This window comes from Fibrobacter sp. UWH4, from assembly GCF_900142475.1.
GTDB lineage: Bacteria > Fibrobacterota > Fibrobacteria > Fibrobacterales > Fibrobacteraceae > Fibrobacter.
In genome coordinates this window covers 359,474-384,297 of sequence record NZ_FRAY01000004.1, presented here as the reverse complement: position 1 = coordinate 384,297, position 24,824 = coordinate 359,474, and the positions used below count along the sequence as shown (strand labels likewise).

The following is a 24,824-nucleotide window of genomic DNA, read 5'->3' as shown; positions in this document are numbered from 1 at the left end:
AATAGCAGGCGAATTGAGGCTGTTTACCGAAAAATCAGCTTTAATTTGTTTGTAATTTCGGCGGCGTCGGTAAAGGCGCAGACGGGGAGGCTCACGACGTGTTTCGAAGCCCATTCCGCATTTGGGCAGAGTTGCTCGTTCCCCTTCGAAAAGCAGGGCTGCTTGTGCAGCGGCATGGGGTAATGGATACAGCAGGGGATTTCGGCTTGCTTCATCTTGCCAATGAACGAATCACGGTCTTCGGCGAGCACGGTGTACTGTGCGTAAGTGCTCGTGTTGCCCGTGGCGATTTTCTGCAACAGAATCTTTTGTCCGTCAGGGGCGGTTCGGTTGTATTCCGTGAAAAAATGGTCGTAATTCTGGGCGTTTTGCTGCCTGACGGGGAGTTCCTCGGCTAGGTGACCAAGCTTCACCCGGAGGACGGATGCTTGCAGGGCGTCCAATCGGCTGTTAATCCCGATGATTTCGTGGCAGTACCTACCCGAAGACCCGTGGTTCGCTATCATGCGCATCTTGTCGGCGAGGTCTTTGCTTGCGGTGAAGAGTGCCCCGCCGTCCCCGTAGCAGCCGAGGGGCTTGCTCGGGTAGAAACTTGTGATGGATATGTCGCCGAAGGTGCATGCTTTGCTGGCGTTTCCTGCTTCACGGACGGTGGCGCCGAAAGCCTGGGCGGCATCCTCTATAATCCAAAGCCCGTGCTCGTTGGCGATTTCCCTTAATTCCTCGAAGGGGGCGCATTGTCCGAAAAGGTCAACGGCGATGATACCCCTGGTTTTCGATCCGATCAGCGAACGGACGCTCTCGGGGGAAATTTGCAGGGTTTCGCGGTCAATATCGGCGAATACCGGGGTCGCTCCAAGAAAGGCGACGCATTCGGCGGGGGCGATAAAGGTGAAATCGGGGACGATGACTTCGTCTTCCGGTTGTAGTCCGAGTGCCATCAGGGCTATCGTCAAGGCGTCGGTCCCGCTTGCGCAGGTCTGGACGTGGCACCCGCCCAGGTAGTCCGAAAGCTCGTTTTCCAGGGCTTCGACCTGCGGCCCTCCGATAAAACATCCGCTGTCCAGCACCGCCTGTTCGGCTTTTTCGAGTTCAAAACGGTATTTTTCGCGCTGTCCGGTGAGGTTTACGAAGGGAATCATGCCTCCAAAGTTAGAATTTTTTGACTACCCCTTGAAATCTTTGAATAATTTACTAACTTTGTGCCAACATTTTTAAGTAGGTTTTCACCCGGAGATAATAAGGTGCCTCAACACAAATCTTGCAAAAAGCGTCTGCGTCAGGCTGAAAAGGCCAACGCCATGAACCGTTCGACTCGTTCTGCTATCCGTACCGCTCTCAAGGCTGTGCGTACTGCTACCTCTAAGGAAGAAGCCCTCAAGGCTATGCCGGCTCTGTTCAGCATGCTTGACAAGGCTGCCGCCAAGGGTCGTGCCGGTTTCTGCGCCAACCGCGCCGCTAACTACAAGGCTAAGGCCGCTAAGGTCGTCAACAGCCTCGCTTAATTAGCGAATCTCGGCAAGTTGCCGAAACTTTTGAATAGGCCGATACACTGAGTGTGTCGGTTTGTTCGTGTTTTATAAGGTATGCCCTTTTCTTTGCGGGTTTAGAAATCTTGCACAAAAAAAGGGTTGCCTTGATCCTAAAAGGTTTGTATTTTAGGGAAAAAGAGGTTGTTATGCGTGTATTCGTTACTGGTGGAACAGGTTTTATTGGTCACTACGTCGTCAAGGCCATTCTGGAAAAAGGCCATGAGGTGGTTATTGCCACGAGGCATCCGAACAAGGTGCCCACGCTCAAGGCGATGCCCAATGTTTCTTTTGTAGAATGTGCACTGACTGATTTCGATGCCATGGCCGAGGGCCTGCATGGTTGTGACGCCTGTATCCATATTGCGCTCGGCTGGGGCGATACCCCGAGTGCCATGATGATGAACGATACGCGTGCGACGGTCATGCTTCTTGAAAATGCAGCAAAGGCCGGCTGCAAGAAGTTTATTTACACGAGTAGCACCGCTGCCATGGGCCGTATGCGTCCTACGATGCGCGAAATCACGAGCAACCTGCCGATGGATCTTTATGGTGCAACCAAGGCCGCAGGTGAAGCTTTTGTCCTCGGCTTTACGCACGGTTACGGGACGCAGTTCCCCGAAGTCAAGATGACCCGCAACATTATTCGCCCCGGGTACACGTTCGGTAATCCCGCCTGGCCCGATGGCTGTAGCCAACCGGACCGCCGATTCTTTGCCATGGCTCAGGCCGTCAAGGAAAACAAGGATATCAATGTCATCAAGAATGACGGTACTCAGTTTATCCATGCCAGTCAGCAGGCGCAGCTTTACCTGAGCTTGCTTGAATCCGACAAGAATGAGGAGATTTTCCTCGGTCTCGGTGAAGTGTGGATGAGCTGGAAGGAAATCGCCGAAATGATGATTTCCCAGAAGCCCGGCTGTAAGTCGAAAATTGTCGAAACGGATCTGGGCTGGGGCGATGAACCGATGCTTTTCGATGTCAGCAAAATCAAGGACCAGTTCGGACTGGCCTTCGATGCGCATGATTTCATGATGGATCACGTCAAGTGGACGTATAGCCAAGTTTAATGAACCGAAAATTTGTAAAGAGGGCGAGAGCATTTGCTCTCGCCTTTTATTGGTAATGGTAAATTTTTACCCGCACCTTGTTTTGCTGGAATCGTTGCCGATGTAGTCGGGGTAGTCGTTGTCGAAACAGGCTGCGCAGTAGTTTTCGCCTTCGCCGGTACATTCCTTCATGCCTTCGACGCTCAAGTAGCCGAGGCTTTCGACTCCGAGCATCTTGGCAATTTCGTCGGGCGTCATGGAGCTTGCGGCGAGTTCGCCTTGGCTCGGAAAATCCATACCGAAGAAGCACGGGTGTGCGACAGGTGGCGATGCGATGCGGATATGCACTTCGAGAGCGCCCGCGTCACGGAGCATCCTGGAAAGAATCTTGAGGGTCGTGCCGCGTACAATGGAATCTTCTACGACACAGACGCGCTTGTTCTTGAGGACGCCCTCGATGGGGTTGAACTTGAGCTTGACCTTCTGCTCGCGAACGTTTTGTGTCGGGTCGATGAAGGTGCGGCCCACATAGTGGTTACGGAGCAATCCGATTTCGAAGCGGATGCCGCTGGCCTGCGAATAACCTAATGCCGCCGTGGTGGCGCTGTCGGGAACGGAGATGACGATGTCGGCGTCGACGGGGCATTCCTTGGCAAGTTGCTTGCCCATCTTGCGGCGGATCTTGTCGCAACTTTGCTCGAATATCTTGGAATCGGGGCGGCTGAAGTAGATGTATTCGAAAATGCAGTGGGCGAGGCGGTCCTTGTGCGTAAAGCGTTCCGAATGGAGCCCGTTCTTTGTAATCGTCAAAAATTCACCGGGCTGGATGTCGCGAACGTAGTTTGCTCCGAGCAGGTCGAAGGCACATGTTTCGCTGGCAACGCACCAGGCTTTGCCCATGCGGGCAAGCGATAGCGGGCGGAAACCGAAGCCGTCGCGGGCCACGTACATGGAATCCTTGCTGATAAAGACGAGGCAGAAACTACCGGTAAATTTTGCAATAGCCTTCTTAATGGCTTCACCCAGGTCATCGGCCTGGGTGCGTGCTATTTCGTGTAGAAGGATTTCGGAATCGGAGGTGGTCTGGAAAATGTGTCCGTCGGCTTCCATTTCGGCGCGGAGCTCGGCGGCGTTCGTGATGTTGCCGTTGTGGGCGACTGCAATCTGGCCCCATTTGCAACTTACGAGAATCGGTTGTGCGTTGGCGAGCGTGGAGGCTCCGGTGGTGCTGTAACGCACGTGTCCGATGCCTGCAAAACCGTCGAATTCGTCGATATTGTGTTCGCGGAGCAGGGTCGATACAAGTCCCATGGATTTGCGGACGCGGATCTTTTCCCCATCGGTGACTGCGAATCCGGCGCTTTCCTGACCGCGGTGCTGCAGGGCGTAAAGCCCCATGGTAATATTCCTTACGACGGTATCGCCATTATAGATGCCGATGACGCCGCATTCTTCGTGCAATTCGTCGAGCATAACGCCTCTCTGGAATGTGTGCTTTCCTTACCTCGATGGTCATTGCCCACCCGTATGGGTGCAAGCGGGAAAGCGAACAAGGCAAATATAAAAAGGACTTTATTTGTTGGATAGGTCAAAAAAGCTGTCAAAAAAAATTTTTTTTAAGCCTTTTCGCTGAGTTTAACATAATATGAAAAAGATTTTCGCAAATCGCGAAAATCTTTTACATGAGGTGTAAATCGAAAAATTTTTCGATAAACTTATTTGTTGTTCGCGCGGATGAGGTTGAGGGCCGAACCCGCCTTGAACCATGCCCACTGCTGTTCGTTGTAGGTGTGGCTGAGGGCGATGTTATCGACGGAGCCATCCTTGTGGTGGGCGACCAGCGTGAACTCGGAACCCGGGGCGAACTTGGTGAGGCCAACGATATCGAACACGTCCTGTTCCTGGATCTTGTCGTAGTCGGCAGCGTTCTTGAAAGTGAGGGCGAGCATGCCCTGCTTCTTGAGGTTCGTTTCGTGGATGCGGGCGAAGCTCTTCACGATCACGGCCTTCACGCCGAGGAAGCGCGGTTCCATAGCGGCGTGTTCGCGGCTGGAGCCTTCACCGTAGTTTTCGTCACCGATGACGATGGAGCCCGTGCCCTTGGCCTTGTAAATCTTGGCAAGTGCGGGGACTTCCTTGTATTCACCGCACTGGCAGAGGACCTTGTTCGTTTCGCCGTTGAAAGCGTTCACGGCGCCGATGAGCATGTTGTTCGAAATGTTTTCGAGGTGACCGCGGTAGTTGAGCCACGGACCGGCCATGGAGATGTGGTCGGTGGTGCACTTGCCCTTGGCCTTGATGAGGAGCGGGGCACCGGCGATGTCCTTGCCGTCCCAAGCCGCGAACGGAGCGAGAGCCTGGAGGCGCTTGCTTTCGAGGTTGATGGAAACGGTAATCTTGGAACCGTCTTCTGCCGGGGCCTGATAACCGGCGTCCTTGACTTCAAAGCCTTTCGGCGGGAGTTCGCATTGTTCCGGCGGGTCGAGCTTCACGGCCTTGCCCTCATTGTTTACGAGGGTGTCGGTCATCGGGTTGAAACGAATGTCGCCAGAGAGGGCGGCGATCACGGCCATGAGCGGGGAGGCGACGAAGGCGTGAGTGTTCGGGTTGCCATCGGCACGCTTTGCGAAGTTGCGGTTAAAGCTGTGAACGATGGTGTTGAGTTCCTTCTTGTCTGCTCCGGCACGGTCCCAGCGGCCAATGCAAGGACCGCAGGCGTTCGTCATGATGGTGGCACCGAACTGCTTGAACAAGTCGATGAGGCCGTCGCGTTCGGCGGTGTAGCGAACTTGTTCGCTCCCCGGGTTGATGAGAAGCGGGCACTTCGGGCTGAGTCCCTTCGCGAGGGCCTGCTTGATCATGTTGGCGGCCATGAACAAATCTTCGTAGCTGGAGTTCGTGCAGCTGCCGATGAGGGCGGCGCTCACGACCGGGGTAGATTCCGGCTTGGTTTCGGTGGCCTTGAGGCTTTCTGCCATGTCGGTCACGGCGAAAGCGCGGTCCGGGCTGAACGGGCCGTTGAAGTGCGGCACGAGCGTGCTCAAATCAATTTCCACGACGCGGTCAAAGTACTTTTCCGGATTTGCTTCGACTTCGGGGTCGGCCTTGAGGTGTTCTGCAATCTTGTCGGCGGCGGCGGCAACGTCGGCGCGGCCGGTCACCTTGAGGTAGCGGCTCATGGAATCGTCGTAGCTGAAGGTGGAGCAGGTGGCGCCCACTTCGGCACCCATGTTGGCAATCGTTGCCTTGCCGGTGGCGGACAGGCTGCGTGCGCCTTCGCCGAAGTATTCGATAATGGCGTTGGTGCCGCCCTTAACAGTGAGGATGCCAGCGAGCTTCAGGATAATGTCCTTGGCGGTAGCGAAGCCCTGGAGCTTGCCCGTGAGCTTCACGCCGATCATCTTCGGGTACTTGAGTTCCCACGGAAGACCGACCATGGCGTCCACGGCGTCTGCACCGCCCACGCCAATCGCGAGCATGCCGAGGCCGCCAGCGTTCACCGTGTGGGAGTCGGTACCAATCATCATTCCGCCCGGGAAGGCGTAGTTTTCGAGCACCACCTGGTGGATGATGCCTGCACCCGGGAGCCAGCAGTCAATGCCGTACTTGGCGGACACGGACTGGAGGAAATCGTAAACTTCCTTGCTTTCTTCCTTGGCGCGGGGCAAATCCTTTTCGACACCTTCGCGGGCGATAATCAGGTGGTCGCAGTGCACGGAGCTGGGCACTGCCACGCGGGCCTTACCGGCGGTGGTGAACTGCAAAAGGGCCATCTGGGCGGTAGCGTCCTGCATGGCCACGCGGTCGGGGTGGAATTCGGCAAAATCCTTGCCGCGTTCGTAAGTCCTGTTCTCGGCGCCATCGATTAGGTGGCTGTAGATAATCTTTTCGGCGAGGGTGAGCGGACGGCCCAGCTGCTTGCGGGCAGCTTCAACGCGGGCGGGAATGCGGGCATAGACGCCCTGGATCATGTCGAAATTGAAAAGCATAATAGCGGTTAGTGGTTAGTGATTAGTGGTTAGTGATTAGTGGTTGGGATTGTAATAAGAATGTTCCTTTTACATTCCTGTTTACTGATCACTGTATACTGTTTACTTCTTTCGGGCGTAAAGATAGAAAAAAGTCCACACCATTTAGGTGCGGACTTATCTTGAATTGTCACGAACGGTCTTGTTTAGCCAGCTCGGTCTTCTGTGAGCCACAAAGCCCCATGCGTTAAGCTGGGGCGGTGGCGAGAGAGCTGGCTTCAGAGTAAGGACTCGGTTGAGTTTAGCCAGCTCGGTCTGTTACTCGCCTAGGCAAGAATCCATCGCGGCGATAATCTTCTTCTTGTCCATGTGCTGGCCGATGAAGACGAGGCGGATAATGCGGTCCCCGTACTTTTCGTCCCACACCTTGAGCAAGTCCGGATTTTCGCGCAGGATTCGCTTCTGTTCCGCTTCGCTTTCGCTAGCGAACCAAGGTCCGAAATTCTGGGCGGACGCCTGTTTGCCAGCCTGTTCGAACAGGTAGCTGTTGTCGCGTTCATCTTCGAACCACACGAGACCCTTGGTGCGGATAATGCTAGTCGGGTAGTCGTCAAGCAACACTTCAAAACGCTCGCGAATCAGCGGGCGGCGGCGTTCGTACACAAACGTGCTGATGCCGTATTCGTCACCATGCGGATGATCCTTGTCGTGGTGGTGACCGCAGTGGCACACGCCATGTTCGTGATCACAGTGACTATGGTCTTCGTGATCGTGGTCATGATGATGTTCGTGTTCGTCATGATCATCATCGTGGTCATGATGGTGATGCTCATGCTCGTCGTGGTCATCGTCATCGTCTTCGGGAGACGTTTCCTTCATGAGTTCCTTGGCCCAGGCGGCGGAGTTGCCGACCTTTTCGAAGTCGAACTGCTTGGTGTCCAAGATATCCTTCATGTCGACCTTGCCGTAGTTCGTCTCAATCATCTTGGCTTCGGGCTGCAAGGCGCGAACCACGGCCTTCACGTGTTCAAGGTCGGTTTTAGACAAACTATCAACCTTGTTCATCACGATGGTGTTGCAGAATTCGATCTGCTGAATGAGCAAGTTCGCAATGTCTTCTTCTTCGAGATCCTTGGACAAAAGCTTCTGACCACCGGCGAATTCGTCGGCTAGACGAGCCACATCTACCACGGAAACGATGTTGTCCAGGTGGCAGGGGAGCGGACGGCCGTCGCGGCTCTGGAGTTGGGCGCCGGCCATGCAAATAGTCTGTGCGATAGGAATGGGTTCGCAAATGCCGCTGGCTTCAATCAGAATATAGTCGAACTTGTTCATTTCCAACAGTTCGGCAATTTGTTCCAAAAGGTCGGTCTTCAGGGAGCAGCAAATGCAGCCGTTAGACAGCGGCACCACCTTGCCGGAGTCTTCTTTAGTGATGTTTCCGCCCTTTTCGATAAGGGTCTGGTCGATGTTCACTTCGCCGATGTCGTTTACAATCACGGCGACGTGGTAACCTTGCTGGTTGTTGAGAACAAAGTTGAGGAGGGTGGTCTTTCCGGCTCCGAGGTAGCCGGTGAGCAGCGTAATAGGTACTGACTTTTTCATAGTACCCTATAATTTAGCAAAAGTGAGCAAGGCGAATTTCGGCTTTTCCCATAAAAAACTAGCCCAGCAGAGCCGGACTAGTTTTTTGGGGGTTAGGAGGAGAACAAAGAGTTCTGCACAATAAGATACAAAATTCTGCGAGATTAGGCAAGGGATTTGCTTTTAAGAAACTTACAAAATTATTATTTTTGCGATTTTTACGTGATTTGAAACAAATGAATGGTACAAAAAGTTCCGTTTTCGTAAAAAAAGAGGTCAAGTTGATGATTTTTTGCTTGTTTGCTATATTTTGCCCGCTCTATTGAAACCAATAGTTAGTTGCCTGGATAGTTCAGTTGGATAGAACGGGTCCCTCCTAAGGATCAGACTCGCGTTCGAATCGCGATCCGGGTATATCGCTGGTAGCTTCGGCTGCCAGCTTTTTTTTATTTTTTCTTTTGTGAAAAAAATCTATATCTTTTTTGTCGTCGTTTTTGCAGTTTTATTGTTGTTGCCGTTTTCGGTGCAGACGGTTGCTGATTTACGCGGCGAAAAACGGTTCGTTAGCTTAGATATTTTCAAGGACATCGTTTATACGCCGTTTGTGCGTGAATCTAGGATGGTGGATTTGTCCATCAAGTTGAACGATGCCTGGCTTGCCGCTCGTGAATCCATTGCCGGTGGTGGCGATGTGGGCGAGTCGCTGGAAGGCGTGGTCAGTGCACTTTCCGATCTAGAAGCCGTTGCGCTTTCGGTGAACAGCTATGCTGAACTCGATACGGCCGAGGCTGACTACAAGTTGTTAAAACAGGCTGATACCTTGGTGGCTGCCCTTGAAGATGAACCGGAATCATTCAAGATGGTGGATTCAACGCTGAAGGCTGTGGTGGCTGAATTTGGTCATTTGTCGGTTTGGCGCGCGATTTGTGGCGTCAAGCATTATGGCGTGTGGACAAGCCGTTACCTGCGAGCATTCGAAAAAAAGGTCGAAGACGAAAATGCGCTAGTGCTCAAGTTTAGGCCGCAGTACCAGCTCGCCGTCTGGAAACTTTTTAATGATCCCGGTGAAAAGGTGGTGCTAGGTTCCGATTGCGATCCCGAAAAGAATAATTGTGCTAAGCGTCCGGGCCGTTGGCTTTTCTACCGGCAGGACGTGGAATTCCTGGTGCAGCCGTCGCCGCTGGATGTGCGCAGCGCAAAGCTTGATAACCCGATTCAGGCGATTCTCAAGTTCCGGGATCAACTCAAGGCGAAGGGTGTAGAACTCCTGGTGGTCATTACTCCTGGCAAGCCGAGTATTTATCCGGAACGTTTGACCGGCATCGTAGATTCCGTTGTGGCGCCTGGACACGGCAAGATGATTCTTGATTCGTTGACCTCGCTTGGGCTGAATACGGTTGACTTGTATACGCCGCTTTTGGCCGCTAAAAAATACGACGGGCGTTTTGGCCCGCTGTACTTGGACGACGATACGCACTGGACTCCGCGCGGGGCCGAACTTGCGGCGGCGGTAATTGCGGGCTCGGTCTTACAGATGAATGCGGCAGGAGTGATTGATCTAGGTTCAGGCGCGTTGCGCTATGTGCCGGTCGATAGCTCGGCGGATCGCATGGGCGATATTGGCGAAATGAGTGGACTCAACAAGTTTGACGTGTTTAAGCCGCAGCTGGTAACGGGCCATGTGGTGTACCAACAGGCGATGGACGAACGTATTCTGGCGTCGAGACTTCTGGATGTAGACGATTCGGTGGCGCTTGAAATCGATACGACCAAGACTCCTTTTAAGGACGACTTCCGCAAGTCAAAGATTTTGATTCTGGGGGACAGCTTTAGCCGCATATACCAGACGGATGCGCCTGTAAACGCGGGCTGGATTGCCCATTTTGCTAGGAATATCAGCCGACCGGTGTCCTCGATTGTGAGCGACGGCGGCGCTTCTACACTTGTGCGTGAAAAGCTCGCCCGCAAGGCGGGCGTACTCAAGGGCAAGAAACTCCTGATTTGGGAATTTGTGGAACGCGACCTTCGCTTTGGTGCCGAAGGCTGGAAGGACGTAATTTTTTAGAACTTAGAGCTTAGATCTTAGAACTTAGAAGCTGATTTTTCTATGTTCTATCAACTAAGTTCTGCAAACTGCGCTGGAGGCGCAAAATGGCTAGGCATGGAACTCCCACTCCGGGACAGGCAATTTTAGAAGGTATTGAATGGCTCAAGATGGACAAGGCGGAATTTGCCCGCCGCATCGGAGTTCCGATGGAAACTCTAGAGGGCTTGATTGCGGGAACGGTTGAAATTACCCGCGAACTTGCCGAATCGCTTGAATCCGTAACGGGGAGCCCCGCCGCCTACTGGCGCATGCTCGCGTCGAAAGTAAAACGCGTCTCTCAATCCTAGCCACCAACCACTAACCACTGTTTACTATGAATATTACCGATGCTGTTTCTTGTATGTGCGATCTCGCGAAGGGCGAGGCGGAACAGTTTGACGTGCTTGCTTCGAACTCCCATTCCGAGGGCTTGTCTGTTTTTCAGGGCCAGGTGCAGAATACTGAAATCTCGGATTCTGTGGGGCTTGGCATTCGCGTGATTAAGGATGGTCATCCGGGCTATGCCCATACGGAACGCTTGACGAAAGAGGCTATTGCGCAGACCATCAAGGATGCGGTTTGCCATACGCAGTGGACCGAAAAAGTTGATATTGAACTTCCTGCTCCTGCAAAGATTCCGGAAGATTGCCACGATTACAATCCGGCACTGGAATCGCTCACGTTGGCAGACCTCAAGGACTTCTGCATCGAACTCGAAAAAGAAACGTTTGCGCGTTCTGCCGACATCAAGAATATTCCGTACCTGGGGGCCGACCTGAATCGCGACTTTTCGATTGTCGCTAACCATAAGGGACTTTTCTATACCGAAAAGGATAATTCCGTATCGGTCGGTGCGGGTGCGGTCGCCGTGCGCGGTGGAATCAGCAAACTAGGCAACTTTGTCAAGAGTGGTCGCGACTGGAGTGAATTCACCGTGGGTGAAATCGCCGACAAGGCCGCCACTTATGCCACCGAGCTTTTCGGTGCAAAGAAAATTGAAGGTGGCAAGATTCCGGTCGTGTTCTCGGAACGAGTTTCGGGACGTTTCATAGGAATGTATGGATCGCCGTACATTGCGGAATCTATGCAGAAGGGAACTTCGCGCCTTGCCGGTAAAGAAGGCCAGAAGATTGCTTCCGAAAAGCTTTCTCTTTGGAGTGATCCGCTGGGTGAAAACTTCTGCCACAGGGTGTTCTTTGATTCCGAAGGTTGCTTGACGCGCCGCGTCGAGGTCATCAAGGAAGGCGTCTTTAATGAAGCTCTCTATAATCTGGAAACGGCCGCCAAGGCAGGCCGAGCCACGACAGGCAACGGAGCCCGCGACTTCGGCTCCAAGATGTCTACGGCGTTCTGGAACATGCTTGTCCCGGCAGGGGAGTTCTCGTCGGCAGACCTTTTAAAGCTTTTCCCCAAGTGTCTCTTGGTGGTGCGCCTCGAAGGCGGCTCGGGCTGTAGCTCCGTGAGTGGCGAACTCAGCATCGGAGCTCATGGCTTCTGGTGCGAAAACGGCGTAATCCAACACCCCGTCGATGGTGTTACGTTGTCCGGAAACTATTTCGACATTATTCAGAATGTAGTTGGTGTCGGCAACGAATACTACAATCCGTTCTCTAGCGTGAAGGTGCCTGCGCTCGCCATCAGCGAACTTGCAGTGAGTTGCTAGCCTTGCGCTGCCTGTAAATCAGCACAATCAGCCAGATTAAGCCGGTCAGGAACATGACGCTGCAAAGCGTCTGTCCGCGGCTCATGCCGAACAGGTCCACGCGGCCGAGGTGTGCGTCGGGCCTGCGGAAAAATTCGATGAAGAACCTGAAGAAGCCGTAGCCCATCAGGTACAGGCAAGGCATCTTGTCGCGTAACAGCGGAATGCGCCTTAAGTTGTACAAGATTGCGAACAAGATAACACCCTCAAAAAGCATCTCATAAAGCTGGCTCGGGTGGTGCAGAATCGGGTTGGTAATGGGACTGTCGTGGGCGAGCGGAAACCACATGCCGATTCCGCTAGTGGTGACTTCGCCAAAAAGTTCGCCGTTAATGAAGTTGCCCCAGCGGCCCCAGGTGTAGGCGAGCGGAGCTAGCATAAAGCAAAGGTTCAACCCTTCCCACACCTTCATCTTGTTGCGTTTGAGGCCGATGTAGGTGAAAATCGTTCCGAGGATCATGCCACCGTGGTAACTCATTCCCGAGATTCCCGTAAAGTGGTAGCCGAGCGCATCGTGGGTCATCGGGAAAATGATTTCGGTCGGGTTCGCGAGGTAGTAGCCCGGCTTGTAGAAGAATACGTAGCCGAGGCGCGCACCGATAATGATGCCTGCGATAATCCAGGTGAACAGGCTGTCGAACTGGTCCTTGGTGTAGCCCAGCTTTTCTTTCTTGTTCACGTGCATCAGCGTGAGGTAGCCCGTCACGAAGGCGAAAATGTACATGATGCCGTACCAGCGCACCGGGAAGCTCCCGAGCGTAAAGGCCGTTCCGTCAAAATAAGAAGGGATGAGGTTCCACCAAGTCGGTTCCATTTTATTTTCCTTGTTTGGGGAGATTCTGATGTGCCCAGTAGTTAAAGAGCTTCGCGGCGACCTGTGTTGCCGGCTGCGAACGCATACCCTGCAAGTCGTGCACCTGCATAATCACGAGTACCACCGCCTTGCTCGGGTTTTCCTTGGACTGTGCAAAACCCATGAACCACTCGTAGCGGCCGTAGGGGTCGTGTCCGTCGAGAGAGCCAGTCTTGCCGCCGATGGTGAGGGCGTTGAAATTCTTGCGGGCCATGTGCTTGGTCGATATGTTCTTGCGGGCGGTTCCGTTGGTCACGCTGCGGACCATCGCTTCGCGGAGCCCGTAGTAGGTATTCTCGGTGAACTTGCCGACATCTAGGGCGATACGGCTCTTGGGTGCGTAACCGTCGAGGTTCTTTGCCCAGGGAATTTCCAGAGGCTGTTTCGTGAGAATGGCGCGAACTTGGGCGGCGGCCAGGAGCGGCGTGAGTGTTGTCGCTTCGGTGAAACCGCAGCTGGCCTCGGCGAGTCCGTAGCCGGTATCGGGCGGTGCGTACGTGGAGCGTCCGGGAAGCCCGGCGGGGAAGTTCATATTGTAGCCGAGTTTCTTGGCTGCCGATTTCAGGCGGTCTGCACCCACATTCATGCCTATCAGGGCGAGCGGCGGGTTAGCGGATTTTGCGTAGGCGTCCTGCATCTCGATGAACGGTCCCTTGAATCCGTCCCTTACGCGCAGCTGGTTGCGGTAAAGCGTGTGGCTTGCGCCAATCATCGGAATCTGGCTGGTGAGCGAGTAGCGGTTGCTTTCCATGGCGGCCGCAATCGTAATCGTCTTGGCAAGCGACGCGGCGGGGAAGGTGTTCTTGATGAAATAGTCCGGTTTTTCCTGCACGTGGTTGTCGCGGCGTTCACCCCAGGCGATAATCTCGTTGCTATTCGGGTCCACCATCAATATAATCGCGTGCTCGGGGCGGAAACGGCGCAACAGGTTGTCGATCTTTTCGGCCAGGAACACGTCGGCCTGCGCCTTGATATGCGTGCTGTCGATGGTTTCGACTTCGGGGGGCATCTCGGTCGGCGCGACGGACGCGGCAATGGCGCTCTGCATGTTCGCGATGTCTTCGGAGTCGGCTTTAGGGAATAGCCCGGTCGGGATTTCCCCTTGTGTCTGCTGTTCTCCGGTCTCGGTGCGGGGGGCATCTGTGCGGGAACCTTCGATGTCGCCGTCGGTATTTTCGGTTACGATTTCCGTGTCGTTTTCGATTTTCTCGGGTTCGTTACCGCCGAAAATGCAGGTGCCCAGCAGGGCGCAGATTCCCATGAAGACTGCAAAAACAATAATGCGGTTACGCATCCTCACGGCGTAGGGGAGTCGTTCAATCGGCTTGTAGTTGTGACGGGGGTACTTGTTGAAATCCATCTTGAAAAAAACTTATAAACTTGTCTTGAAAATCGTCTTGCGGTAGTATTCGAGTTCGGCGATGCTTTCGCGGATGTCGTCAAGGGCCTGGTGCTTTTCCATCTTCTCGAATTCGGGTAGCGTGGGGTACCAGCGGAAAGTCAGTTCCTTGATGGAGCTTACGTCGATATTGCGGTAGTTGAGCCAGCCCGAAATCCGCGGCATGTACTTGTACAGAAAACGCCTGTCCTGCGTAATGGAATTTCCGCAGAGCACGTTCCCGCGTTCGGTGGTGAAGGGCTTGATAAAGTCGAGGGTCATCTTGTCGGCGTCGGCCATGCTGAGAGTCGACTTACGGCAACGTTCCACGAGTCCGCTCTGGGTGTGGTGACGCTTATTCCAGTCGTCCATGCTCTCAAAGACATTTTCGGTCTGGTGAATCGCCAAGACGGGTCCTTCGGCCAATATGTTCAGGTTCGGGTCTGTGATGATAGTCGCGATTTCGAGGATAACGTCCCTCTCCGGCTCGAGCCCCGACATTTCGAGGTCCATCCAGACGAGATTCGGTGCGCTTTTAATTCTTGCCATAACGCGCGTAATTTAGAAAAAAGGGCTGGGGGTGATTGAGGGAGAAGCTTCCGCGATGCCCCCTGGGTGTCTGGAACGGAGTCTTACATACTATGATAAAATGTTTTACAAAATATGTAAAATAAGGATGTGGATTTTACAATAAATGTAAATTGGAAAATTTTTGAAATTAGCTCATTTGTGCTGAAAATGGCGATTTTGAATTGATTTAACAATTTTTGTAAAGTTGGCATATTTTTTGCAAATGGAGGGGGCGAATAAAATAGAGGGCGAACAAAATACACAGTGAGTAGTATATGTCATTGAATTTTTCAAAATGGACCGGATTGGGAAATGATTTCGTGTTGTATGAACCGGGGCAGACGCCGGAATATGGCGCCGCCTTTACAGATCGCGTCGTCAAGCTTTGCGACCGCCGCTTCGGTATCGGTGCCGATGGAGTGGTGATTGTAACTCCGATGGATAACGACGGTTGCCTGGTGCTGGGCGATACGGGCGTCGGTGCCAGCGTGGGGCCTGCTGCGAAATCAGCACCGAATGGTGTTGATTTTGAAATGCGCATCTTTAATGCCGATGGCTCCGAGGCGGCCATGTGCGGTAATGCGACGCGTTGTGTGGCAAAGTATATCCGCAGCCGCGGTCTTGCAAAAGACGATAGCACGAAGGTTTTTAATCTGCATACCAAGAGTGGCCTGGTGAAGCCTGCGCTTTTAGACGATGGTCGCGTGTGCGTAGATATGGGACTTCCGAGAAACTTCTTGGGCTCGATTAAGCTTACGGCCGATAGTTTCGATTTTACCGCCGAGACGGTCTCGATGGGGAATCCGCATGCGGTGATTTTCGTGGATGACATCGAAAAAATTCAGCTGGAAAAGTGGGGGAGCATTCTAGAAGTGGACAAACAGTTCCCCGACCGTTGTAACATTGAATTTGCCCAGGTAATCCCCGCTGCGGGAGCGGCGCCCACCCAAATCCGCATGCGGGTTTGGGAACGGGGTTGCGGAGTCACCATGGCTTGCGGCACCGGCAGTTGCGCAACCCTCGTTGCGGCCCAGCGCACGGGCCGCGTGGGCGTCGAAGCCGACTTCATCCTCGACGGCGGTGTTCTCCACATCAAGCACGAAGAAGGTGGCCCCGTCCTGATGACCGGCCCCGCAGAAGAAGTATTTAGAGGAGAGATTGAGGCGTGAGCAATGAGGACAATTCGGAATTCGGAGTTCGGAATTATTTACTTAAGTGGCGAAGCCGCGATTATTTCAATTCCTAATTCAACCTGCATTACCACTAACCACTGTTTACTAACCACTGACCACTTATTATGAACGAATCAATCATCAACACTAACTACGACTTGCTGCCTGGCAGCTACCTTTTCTCGACGATCGCCCAGAAAATCAAGGAATATCAGGCGAAAAAGCCCGATGCAGACATCATTCGACTGGGTATTGGCGATGTGACCACGCCCTTGATCCCGGAAGTCATCAAGGCCATGCACAAGGCCGTGGACGAAATGGCCGTGAAGGATTCTTTCCGCGGTTACGGCCCCGAACAGGGCTACGATTTTGTTCGCGAGGCGATCGTTCGTGGCGAATACACCGCCCGCGGCATCGAAATGGACCCGGATGACATCTTCGTGAGCGATGGTTCCAAGTGCGATGTGGCGAACATCCAGGAGCTTTTTACAGAAAATGTAAAGATTGCCATTCCGGACCCGGTTTATCCGGTCTATCTGGACTCCAACGTAATGGCTGGCCGTGCAGGCGTGTTGCAAAGTGACGGACATTTTTCTAAGGTGACTTACCTTGCTTCGACTGCCGAAAACAATTTCCAGCCGGATTTGCCCAAGGATCCGGTGCAGCTGATTTACCTTTGCAGCCCGAACAACCCCACGGGTACGGTCCTTAGCCGCGAAACTTTGCAGAAGTTCGTGAACTATGCCAACGAAAATGGTGCGCTGATTCTGTTTGATGGCGCTTACAACTGCTACATCCAGGACGAAACCTTGCCGCATTCCATTTTCGAAATTCCGGGTGCGCGCACGTGCGCCATTGAATTCCGCAGTTTCAGCAAGACGGCCGGCTTTACGGGCGTGCGCTGCGCCTATACGGTGATTCCGCACGAACTTTCTAAACTCCGCGCCATGTGGAACCGCAGACAGTGCACCAAGTTCAACGGCGTAAGCTACGTGACGCAGCGTGCCGCCGAGGCGATCTATTCGCCGGTGGGCTGGTTACAGACAAAAGAAGTCATTGCCGGTTACATGCGTACCGCAGGCGTAATCCGCAAGGAACTGACAGCCGCCGGTTACACGGTGTTCGGTGGCGAACATGCCCCGTACATCTGGTGGAAAATTGCGGACGGCGAAAAATCCTTCGATTTCTTTGACCGCTTGCTTGCCACCTGCGAAGTCGTGGGTACCCCGGGCAGCGGCTTTGGCCCCTGCGGCGAAGGATACTTCCGCCTGACCGCCTTCGGTGACTACGAACGCACCGTCGAAGCCCTTAGGAGAATCAGGGAGAAACTATAATATATTTCGGATTTCAGATTTCGGATTTCGGAATTATAACAACTCTGAATTCTGAACTCTGAATTCTGAACTCGTTGAACCACCTGCTACTTATTTCTATCTTATGTCCATGCCGTCCCCAATAGGTTCCGAAATTTCTGTCATCCAGAAGATCAGCGTCGCGATCATTCACGAGCGCAATGTGGAAAAGTTGCTGGAAAACGTCCTTGGTATTCTGGAATCCGAACTTGGCATGTTGCGCGGAACGTTCGCGCTTCTGTTTGGTGATACCTTGAAGATTGAAGCCTCCCGCGGGCTTGACGAATCCGAAAAGCAGCGCGGCTCTTACCGCATGGGTGAAGGCATTACGGGCCATGTCGCAGAACGCGGTATTAGCCATGTGATTCCGGACCTGCGCAAGGATTCCCGCTTCTTGAACCGCACGGGTAGCCGCCATTATGATTCCCAGGTGGCGTTTATTTGCGTGCCCCTGATTCACGATGGCCAGGTCATCGGGACTCTTTCGATTGACCGCCCGGTAGACGGTTCTACGGACTTGGATCGTGACGTGGCACTCCTTGAAATTATCGCAAACATCACCGGCGATGCGGCGAACGAATGCATCGAGTTGCACAATGAACGCGAGGCCATGCTCGAAGAAAACCGCAAGCTTCGCGATATGCTTTCGAACAATCCCGGCGAACTCGTGGGTAACTGCCGCGAAATGCAGCAGATTTACGAACAGGTGCGCCAGGTGGCCCCGAGCGATGCGACTGTCTTGATTCGCGGCGGTAGCGGTACGGGTAAGGAAATGATCGCCCGTGCGATTGTGAATTTGTCTGCAAGAAAGGATAAGCCTTTCATTACGCTCAACTGCGCCGCTCTGCCCGAAAATCTTGTGGAAAGCGAACTTTTCGGTCACGAGAAGGGCGCCTTTACGGGAGCGATGAACCGCCGTATCGGCCGCGCCGAGGCAGCCGACGGGGGAACGCTTTTCCTTGACGAAATTGGCGACCTGACGATGCAAACGCAGGTGAAACTCTTGCGCTTCTTGCAGGAACGCACCTTTAGCCGCGTGGGTAGCAACGAGGAACTCCATTCCGATGTGCGTTTTTTGGCGGCCACGAGTCGTAACCTGGAAGAGCTGATTTCTCAGGGCAAGTTCCGCGAAGACTTGTTCTACCGCCTGAACATTTTCCCGATTACCATGCCGGATCTTGCAAAGCGTAAGTCCGATATCATCTTGCTCGCGGAACATTTTATCGAAAAGATGAACCTTCGCTACAACAAGAAGATTGTGCGCCTTTCGACGACGGCCATCAACTTGCTCATGAGTTACCACTGGCCGGGCAACGTGCGTGAACTGGAAAACTGCATGGAACGCGCGGTGCTTACCGCAAGTGACGACTGCATTCACAGCTACAACTTGCCGCCTTCGCTGCAGACAAGCCTGAGTGCGGGAACGGTCGGCGCGGTGACTTCGAAGATGGCTCCTCTCGATGTCATGATGAACAATTATGAACGGGAAATCATCACCGAGGCCATCAAGCGCAACAACGGCAACCTTTCTGCTGCTGGCCGCGACCTGGGCGTTTCTCCGCGCATGATGAATTACCGCATGAACAAGCTCGGAATCAAGTCCGGACATTGATTTGCCTCGCAGAAATCCCCGAACTAATCTATATTTAGGTTATGTTTGGATTTTACCGATTCGCATCTGTTTGCCCGACGCTGAAAGTCGCCGATACCGCCTACAATACGGCTGAAATTATCCGTTGCGCCCGCGAGGCGATTGACGGGGGAGCGGCCTTTGTCGTGTTCCCCGAACTCTGCATTACGGGGTACACCTGCAGTGACCTGTTCCATCAGGAACTGTTGCTTAAAAAGAGCCTGGAATCGCTTTCGGAGATTGCGAAGGCTTTTGCGGATAGCGATACGGTGATTGCGGTGGGGCTTCCGCTTCGTATGTTCGGTTGCCTCTACAACTGCGCCGCCTTTGTGCAGAAGGGTAAGCTTGTGGCGGTGACGCCCAAGATTCATTTGCCGAACCAGCGTGAGTTCTACGAAAAACGTCATTTCTCGAGTGGCCGCGATTTGTTGCGCGGCGGTGCGGCAGGGGCTGCGCCGGTTTGCCGTGTCGAAGGCTTTGGCGATGTGCCGGTGACGAATTTCTTTACGGTGAAGGGCGAGGGTTCCGAGGTACGTGTCGGCGTGGAACTCTGCGAAGACTTGTGGACGCCTGTGCCTCCGAGCGGTGAACTTGCCCTGGCCGGAGCGAATGTGATTGTGAACCTTTCCGCAAGTGACGCCTTGGTGGGCAAGGGCGACTATCGCCGCAACCTGGTGATGAACCAGTCGGCTCGTTGCATGGCCGCCTATGTGTATGCTTCGGCGGGGGTGCACGAATCGACGACGGATATGGTCTTTAGCGGTCACTTGATGATTGCTGAAAACGGGACAATGCTTGCCGAGACGAAAAATTACAGCCGCGAATCAGAAATTATCTACGCCGATGTCGACGTGGAACGCCTGAACATGCAGCGATTGAGCGAAGGCTCGTTCCAGGATTTCGATAGCCGCGAATTTTATGCGCGTGCGGCGAGTTTCGACGGGCTGCGCTCGATGGAGAGCCTCAAGTACCGTTTTGTGGCTCCAACTCCGTTTGTTCCGGGGAATGCCGAAACCCGTGACCAGAACTGCAAGGAAATTTTCAATATCCAGTGTGCGGGGCTTGCGAAACGCATCGAGGCTTCGCATACCAAACGTGCGGTCGTGGGGCTTAGCGGCGGACTCGATTCGACGTTGGCATTGCTCGTGATTTCGGAAACATTCAAGTTGCTGAAACGCCCTGCAAGCGAAATTCTCGTGCTCACGATGCCTGGCTTCGGAACGACGAAACGCACCAAGAACAACGCTGTTACGATGGCGGAACTGTTGGGCGTGGAACTTCGTACGATCGATATCCAGAAGGCGTGCATGCAGCATTTTGCGGACATCGACCACGACCCGAATACGCTCAATGTGACCTACGAAAATGTGCAGGCCCGTGAACGCACCCAGATCCTGATGGATATCGCGAACAAGGAAGGCGGTATCGTGGTGGGAACGGGTGACCTTTCTGAAATTGCGCTCGGCTGGAGCACCTACAATGCCGATCACATGTCGATGTATGCAGTAAACTGCGATATTCCGAAAACGCTCGTGCGCCATGTGGTGGGCTGGTATGCGGACCGTGCGAGAAACTTCATTGCCGATGAAAAGACGGCCGACGAACTTTCTTTGGTGCTCCGCGACATTCTCGATACGCCGGTTTCGCCGGAACTGTTACCTGCCGATGCCAACGGACAGATTGCGCAGAAGACCGAAAGTATTCTGGGCGCCTACGAAATCCACGACTTTTACCTGTATCATTTTGCCAAGTACGGTGCGACTCCGCAAAAGATGCTGTTCCTGGCGAAGTACGCCTTTGCAGGGAAATATAGCGACGAGGAACTGGAAAAGGCGCTTGCCGTATTCGTGCGCCGATTCTTTACACAGCAGTTTAAGCGCAGCTGTATTCCTGACGGCCCGAAGGTCGGAACGATTTCCCTGTCGCCGCGTGCCGACTGGCGTATGCCCAGCGATTCGAGTTTCGGCGACTGGCTCTAGATAATGCCGACTTCGAGCTTCGGCGACAGGCTCTAGCTTTGTCCGTTGCGGGACCTGTAATTGCTGAACCTGTAATTGCGGAATTTGTAATTTCGGTACCTATAAAATAGGGCGACAAGTTCTTTTTATAGGTATTTGAAAAATGATTTTTTTTTCGTACCTATAAAGTTTTGAAAATCAATCCCTTTATAGGTACGTTTTTCTTATTTTGCGAATAAATTAATGCTAAAGGCTCGGAAAAAGCACCTATAAGACTACCCTTTTGACTTTGCTTATAGGTACAAGTTCAATATAATTTGCTTTGTGGGATTGTTTTGTACCTATAAAATGGGAAAAACAGCATTTTTATAGGTACAAATCACAAAAAAGAGTCTAAAATCGGAGGCAGTTTTTAGAGCTTGCGAGATATATCCCCGAGCGCTTCTTCCATAATTTTGCCGTAGAGTTTTGAGACTGTCTCGGCTGTGGTTCGCGGTTCGCGGTCGCCCATGCTCATTTTCTGGTCGAAGGATTTTTCCCAGAGGGCTTCGTCGCTTTCTGTCTTGCGGAAGGTAAGCTGCACGGCGAGGCGTGCGTACTGCGAGGAGCCTTCGTCCACTTCTTCGATGGCGACGATGTTTCCGAGGAGTTCATAGTCGGGCTTGCCGTTTGCCTTGGTCTCGACGCTCTTGAAAAGGCCACTTTTGGCGAGGTATTCGCTTGCGACTTGCGCCATCATGTGTTCGGGGCGGCTGGCCCACAGGTCCAGGTCGTAGAACATGAAGTCGTAGGCGGATTCGCGGTAGACAATGTTTGCGCGCTGGTAGGCGGGTTCGATGGTGAACTTGCGCACTTGCAGGCGTTTGTCGGCGTATGTTCCGGCCGAGGGCATGCTGATGTTTTCGACAGCGATAGTGTAGTACTTGGTGGGCTCGCTGGAGCCGCCACCCAGGCAGGCCGTGAGCGTGACTGCGAAACAACATAAAATTGATGCGAGAAAAATGGATTTATAATTCATTATACAAGCCTTTCGTCAGAAAATGAAAGCGTGGCCGGGCGGGGGTGGGGTGCAGGGGAGTGGGGCTGGCGGCCTTCGCAACTATGAGCGCGGGCCCCCTCCCCGCTAGATGCATTAAACTTATTAATCATAAATTTTTTTCTTCTTTTTTTCTAAAAAACTATTTCCGCCTAGCCTTGTTCTCCGAATGGATCAGCACCGACGGATTGTTCTTGATTTTCTGCGTAAATTCTTCAAGGTTCTCGAGGACGGCGTTGAGTTCCACGACGGCGTCGCCCACCTGGTCCTGGTTCTTGTACACCACCTGGTCAAGCCGCTGCGTGAGCTGCTTGATGGATTCCATCGCCTGCGTCAGGTTCTCGTTCATCGCCTTCGTGTCGATGGCTTCGAGCTTTTCCTTAAGGACATCCATGTTTTCGCCCGCCTTGGCGGCAATCTTGGCTTCTTCGATTTCGGAGAGAACGTTCTTCATGGAGTTTGCCGCATTCGAGATGTTGTTGATGGGCGCGTTCAGGTTCTGTGTCAGCCGGTTTAGGTTCTGCGTGGCATTTTCGAAATTCTTGAGCGAGTTGCTGATGCTTTGCGAGTTTTCTTCGGAGAAAATGCTGTTGAGGTTCGTCATCAGGGAATCGACGTGGCCAATGATGTCGGTCGCCTTGTTGGCGATAGCGTCGAATGCCGTTTTTTCAGCGGGAACGAAACCGCCTTCGGCAACGTCCGGTTCATCAAAACGGCCCCCCGAAAGCACGATCTGCTTTTCGCCGGTGAGCGAAATGCCGTGTGTCATGCCGGCGCGGGTGCCGAGCTTGATGGGCGTTCCCTTGTTCACGCGGAAACGGACGATCACCTGGTTCAGGTTCGAGGAATCGATTGCAATCTCGGTGACGTTTCCGACATCGATACCGTTCAGCTTGACCTGCGCATCTTTGTAAAGACCGATAACGGATTCGCTGAATACCGTGTAATAGTTGTCGTATTCCTTGTTCAAGAATCGCGAAAGCACATAGCCCAGGAACACGCAAATCATGATTCCGCAGAGGAGCATGAAGGCGCCAATCTTGATTCTTTCGGCACGTGTGGTTTCCATGGTTACTCCAAATCAGTCAATAAAGTTAAAATGGTAATATTCATTGTGGTCCTCTTCCTTGGGGCATTGTCTGTTGAAGAAATGCCGCAGGATGGGATCGTCGCTATCGAGCCCCTGCTGCAAGGTGCCGTCCATGAGCACGTAGCCGTCTTTTAGGTAAATAAAGCGGTCGCAGACGATCTTGATACTCTCGAGTTCGTGGCTTACGATGACCATCGAGACCCCGAGCGTGTCGCGGAGCTCCAGCAGCAGTTCGTCGAGGGAACGGGCGGTTACCGGGTCGAGTCCGGTCGAGGGTTCGTCGCAAAAGAGCAACTCCGGCTTGAGGGCAATGGCGCGGGCAAGGGCTGCGCGGCGCTTCATGCCGCCCGAAAGTTCGGAAGGATACTTGTGGAAGGCGTGCAACAGGTGGACTTTTTCGAGACGGTCGGCGACAATCGCTTCCATCTGTTTCCGGGGCATGTAGGGCATGCTGCGAATCAGCGGGAGCATGGCGTTTTCGGCCACGGTCAAATCCGAAAGGAGCGCTCCGTTCTGGAACAATACGCCCGTACGCAGGCGCGTCTCAAAATCAAGGCCTTCCTTGGCTCCGAATGTCTTGCCGAAATAGGTGATGGTTCCGCTTTCGGACTTGTAGAGCTTGAGGATGTTGTTCATGAGCGTCGATTTTCCGCAACCGGAACTTCCGAGAATCATGCGGATTTCGCCCTTCTTGACATCGAACGAAATATCGTTCAAGATGGTCTTTCCGTCGTAACCGGCTTTCAGGTGATCTACTTTGAGTGTAATGTCGTCCATTGTAGCCCCTAGTAGAATATAAAGCTGAACGCGCAGTCTGCGACGATGATGGCAGAAATCGAAACCACGACGCTGGAGGTTGTTGCGAGGCCCACCGCTTCGGCACCGCCTTCGGCGTTGAGGCCCTTGTTGCAAGAAATCAGCGTGACCAGCCAACCGAATGCGATGGATTTCACTGTGCTCTTTAAGAAAAGAATCGGCGGAATCCCGTCGCGAATAGACTGGAAGTAGTTCGCAAAAGAAATGTCAAAGAAAAAGTAACCGATCAGGAAACCGGCGAGGCAGCCCGCGATGCCTGCGCAGAAGGCAAGAATCGGCGTGCAGATGGTCATCGCGATAAAGCGGGGAACCACCAGGTACTGTACCGGCGAAATCGCCATGGTCTTGATGGCCTTGATTTCTTCGCAGACGGACATGTTCGCAATTTCTGCCGCGATGGAGCTGCCGGAACGCCCCGCCAAGATAATGGTGGTGAGTAGCGGGCTGATTTCTGCAAAGATTAGGTAGCCAAGCCCCGAGGCGAGGTAGGAACCGCCGCCCACGGCCTTGAGCATGAACGAACTCTGGAGCGCCATGGTGAAGCAGATGAGGGCGACCATCAGAAAGCAGATGCCCGTGGCTTCGGTGCCGAGCATAAAGACCTGCTTGGCGGTGCCGCCGAACTTGCTGCGCCCTTTATCGAAAGGCCCGCAGATCATCCAGTAGATGCTCATGTTCAAGAGAATGAACACCTCGGCAACTTCCTTGGCGATGACGATGGTCTTTGCGCCGAGTGCTTCGAGGAAATTGCTATAGCCCGTCTTGACTTTTTCAGGGATTTTCTCTTTCTTGAGTGCCCTGAGCTGCGCCTTGATTTCTTCGCTAAAGTGGGCGAGCGTGAGCTTGTTGCCGGTCTTTTCGCTCAAATCGGCAAGGAGCGCAAAGAAGGCGTCGCCACTGTAGTCCATGCGCGTGAGGGAAGAACCGTCGAGGTTGAGCGGCTCCTTGTAGAGCGTGCGCCGACACTCCCGCAACAATTCTTTGCTGTTTGTTGCGGTAAGGGCTACGGGTAGAGTAATGGTCCTTCCTTCCATTGTGCGCAAATTTAGCA

Annotated in this window: 20 protein-coding genes and 1 tRNA gene; 10 read left to right on the top strand and 11 right to left on the bottom strand. The window is 53.4% G+C overall.

Annotated features, from left to right (window positions below; genetic code table 11):
• Positions 1–23: 23 nt before the first annotated feature.
• Positions 24–1,142 (bottom strand): DegT/DnrJ/EryC1/StrS family aminotransferase, encoded by a 1,119-nt coding sequence (locus tag BUA93_RS09605; protein ID WP_072978926.1) that lies wholly within the window; start codon positions 1,140–1,142, stop codon positions 24–26.
• A 102-nt stretch (positions 1,143–1,244) separates the two neighbouring features.
• Here BUA93_RS09605 and rpsT point away from each other — a divergent pair, with 102 nt between their 5' ends.
• Together rpsT and BUA93_RS09595 are read left to right on the top strand one after the other, a co-directional pair.
• Complete coding sequence (rpsT, locus tag BUA93_RS09600) at positions 1,245–1,505, top strand: 30S ribosomal protein S20 (RefSeq protein WP_072978925.1); 261 nt, start codon at positions 1,245–1,247, stop codon at positions 1,503–1,505.
• 173 nt (positions 1,506–1,678) lie between these two features.
• Positions 1,679–2,599 (top strand): NAD-dependent epimerase/dehydratase family protein, encoded by a 921-nt coding sequence (locus BUA93_RS09595; RefSeq protein WP_072978924.1) that lies wholly within the window; start codon positions 1,679–1,681, stop codon positions 2,597–2,599.
• A 66-nt stretch (positions 2,600–2,665) separates the two neighbouring features.
• On the opposite strand, the gene purF is transcribed toward BUA93_RS09595, so the two are convergent.
• The 3 genes from purF to BUA93_RS09580 form a co-directional block, all read right to left on the bottom strand.
• Complete coding sequence (gene purF / locus BUA93_RS09590) at positions 2,666–4,051, bottom strand: amidophosphoribosyltransferase (protein ID WP_072978923.1); 1,386 nt, start codon at positions 4,049–4,051, stop codon at positions 2,666–2,668.
• A gap of 242 nt (positions 4,052–4,293) precedes the next feature.
• Complete coding sequence (locus BUA93_RS09585; RefSeq protein WP_072978922.1) at positions 4,294–6,567, bottom strand: aconitate hydratase; 2,274 nt, start codon at positions 6,565–6,567, stop codon at positions 4,294–4,296.
• A gap of 297 nt (positions 6,568–6,864) precedes the next feature.
• Positions 6,865–8,151, bottom strand: coding sequence for a CobW family GTP-binding protein (locus tag BUA93_RS09580; protein WP_072978921.1), 1,287 nt, complete (start codon positions 8,149–8,151; stop codon positions 6,865–6,867).
• 320 nt (positions 8,152–8,471) lie between these two features.
• Between BUA93_RS09580 and BUA93_RS09575 the strand changes: the two genes are divergently transcribed.
• The 4 genes from BUA93_RS09575 to BUA93_RS09560 all read left to right on the top strand — a co-directional run bounded on the left by BUA93_RS09575 (position 8,472) and on the right by BUA93_RS09560 (position 11,879).
• Positions 8,472–8,544, top strand: a tRNA-Arg gene (locus tag BUA93_RS09575).
• Between the two features lie 46 nt (positions 8,545–8,590).
• On the top strand, positions 8,591–10,195 hold the full coding sequence (locus BUA93_RS09570) for an alginate O-acetyltransferase AlgX-related protein (RefSeq protein ID WP_072978920.1): 1,605 nt from the start codon (positions 8,591–8,593) through the stop codon (positions 10,193–10,195).
• Positions 10,196–10,281: 86 nt separating this feature from the next.
• The gene (locus tag BUA93_RS09565) at positions 10,282–10,524 is read left to right on the top strand and encodes a helix-turn-helix transcriptional regulator (protein WP_072978919.1); all 243 of its coding nucleotides are present in this window, start codon (positions 10,282–10,284) and stop codon (positions 10,522–10,524) included.
• Between the two features lie 26 nt (positions 10,525–10,550).
• On the top strand, positions 10,551–11,879 hold the full coding sequence (locus tag BUA93_RS09560; RefSeq protein WP_072978918.1) for a TldD/PmbA family protein: 1,329 nt from the start codon (positions 10,551–10,553) through the stop codon (positions 11,877–11,879).
• Here BUA93_RS09560 and lgt read toward each other — a convergent pair.
• The 3 genes from lgt to orn are packed head-to-tail and all read right to left on the bottom strand — an operon-like array spanning position 11,854 to position 14,698.
• Positions 11,854–12,732 (bottom strand): prolipoprotein diacylglyceryl transferase, encoded by an 879-nt coding sequence (lgt, locus tag BUA93_RS09555; protein ID WP_072978917.1) that lies wholly within the window; start codon positions 12,730–12,732, stop codon positions 11,854–11,856. The two genes, BUA93_RS09560 and lgt, sit on opposite strands and share 26 nt — an antisense overlap.
• A gap of 1 nt (position 12,733) precedes the next feature.
• Positions 12,734–14,131: a penicillin-binding transpeptidase domain-containing protein gene (locus tag BUA93_RS09550; RefSeq protein WP_254793928.1), complete on the bottom strand. Its 1,398-nt coding sequence runs from the start codon at positions 14,129–14,131 to the stop codon at positions 12,734–12,736.
• A gap of 12 nt (positions 14,132–14,143) precedes the next feature.
• On the bottom strand, positions 14,144–14,698 hold the full coding sequence (gene orn / locus BUA93_RS09545; protein WP_139257934.1) for an oligoribonuclease: 555 nt from the start codon (positions 14,696–14,698) through the stop codon (positions 14,144–14,146).
• Between the two features lie 296 nt (positions 14,699–14,994).
• Here orn and dapF point away from each other — a divergent pair, with 296 nt between their 5' ends.
• The 4 genes from dapF to BUA93_RS09525 all read left to right on the top strand — a co-directional run bounded on the left by dapF (position 14,995) and on the right by BUA93_RS09525 (position 20,852).
• Positions 14,995–15,888: a diaminopimelate epimerase gene (gene dapF / locus BUA93_RS09540; protein ID WP_072978916.1), complete on the top strand. Its 894-nt coding sequence runs from the start codon at positions 14,995–14,997 to the stop codon at positions 15,886–15,888.
• Between the two features lie 128 nt (positions 15,889–16,016).
• Positions 16,017–17,225, top strand: coding sequence for an LL-diaminopimelate aminotransferase (locus BUA93_RS09535; protein WP_072978915.1), 1,209 nt, complete (start codon positions 16,017–16,019; stop codon positions 17,223–17,225).
• 109 nt (positions 17,226–17,334) lie between these two features.
• Positions 17,335–18,855, top strand: coding sequence for a sigma 54-interacting transcriptional regulator (locus tag BUA93_RS09530; RefSeq protein ID WP_254793927.1), 1,521 nt, complete (start codon positions 17,335–17,337; stop codon positions 18,853–18,855).
• Positions 18,856–18,896: 41 nt separating this feature from the next.
• Positions 18,897–20,852 (top strand): NAD(+) synthase, encoded by a 1,956-nt coding sequence (locus BUA93_RS09525; RefSeq protein WP_072978913.1) that lies wholly within the window; start codon positions 18,897–18,899, stop codon positions 20,850–20,852.
• Positions 20,853–21,243: 391 nt separating this feature from the next.
• On the opposite strand, the gene BUA93_RS09520 is transcribed toward BUA93_RS09525, so the two are convergent.
• The 4 genes from BUA93_RS09520 to BUA93_RS09505 form a co-directional block, all read right to left on the bottom strand.
• Positions 21,244–21,849, bottom strand: coding sequence for an ABC-type transport auxiliary lipoprotein family protein (locus tag BUA93_RS09520; RefSeq protein WP_072978912.1), 606 nt, complete (start codon positions 21,847–21,849; stop codon positions 21,244–21,246).
• Between the two features lie 160 nt (positions 21,850–22,009).
• A complete protein-coding gene (locus tag BUA93_RS09515) occupies positions 22,010–22,936 on the bottom strand; it encodes an MlaD family protein (protein WP_072978911.1) in 927 nt (308 codons plus the stop codon).
• Positions 22,937–22,948: 12 nt separating this feature from the next.
• Positions 22,949–23,734, bottom strand: a complete 786-nt coding sequence (locus BUA93_RS09510) for an ABC transporter ATP-binding protein (RefSeq protein ID WP_072978910.1) — start codon at positions 23,732–23,734, stop codon at positions 22,949–22,951.
• Positions 23,735–23,742: 8 nt separating this feature from the next.
• Positions 23,743–24,807, bottom strand: a complete 1,065-nt coding sequence (locus BUA93_RS09505; RefSeq protein WP_072978909.1) for an MlaE family ABC transporter permease — start codon at positions 24,805–24,807, stop codon at positions 23,743–23,745.
• Positions 24,808–24,824 lie beyond the last annotated feature (17 nt).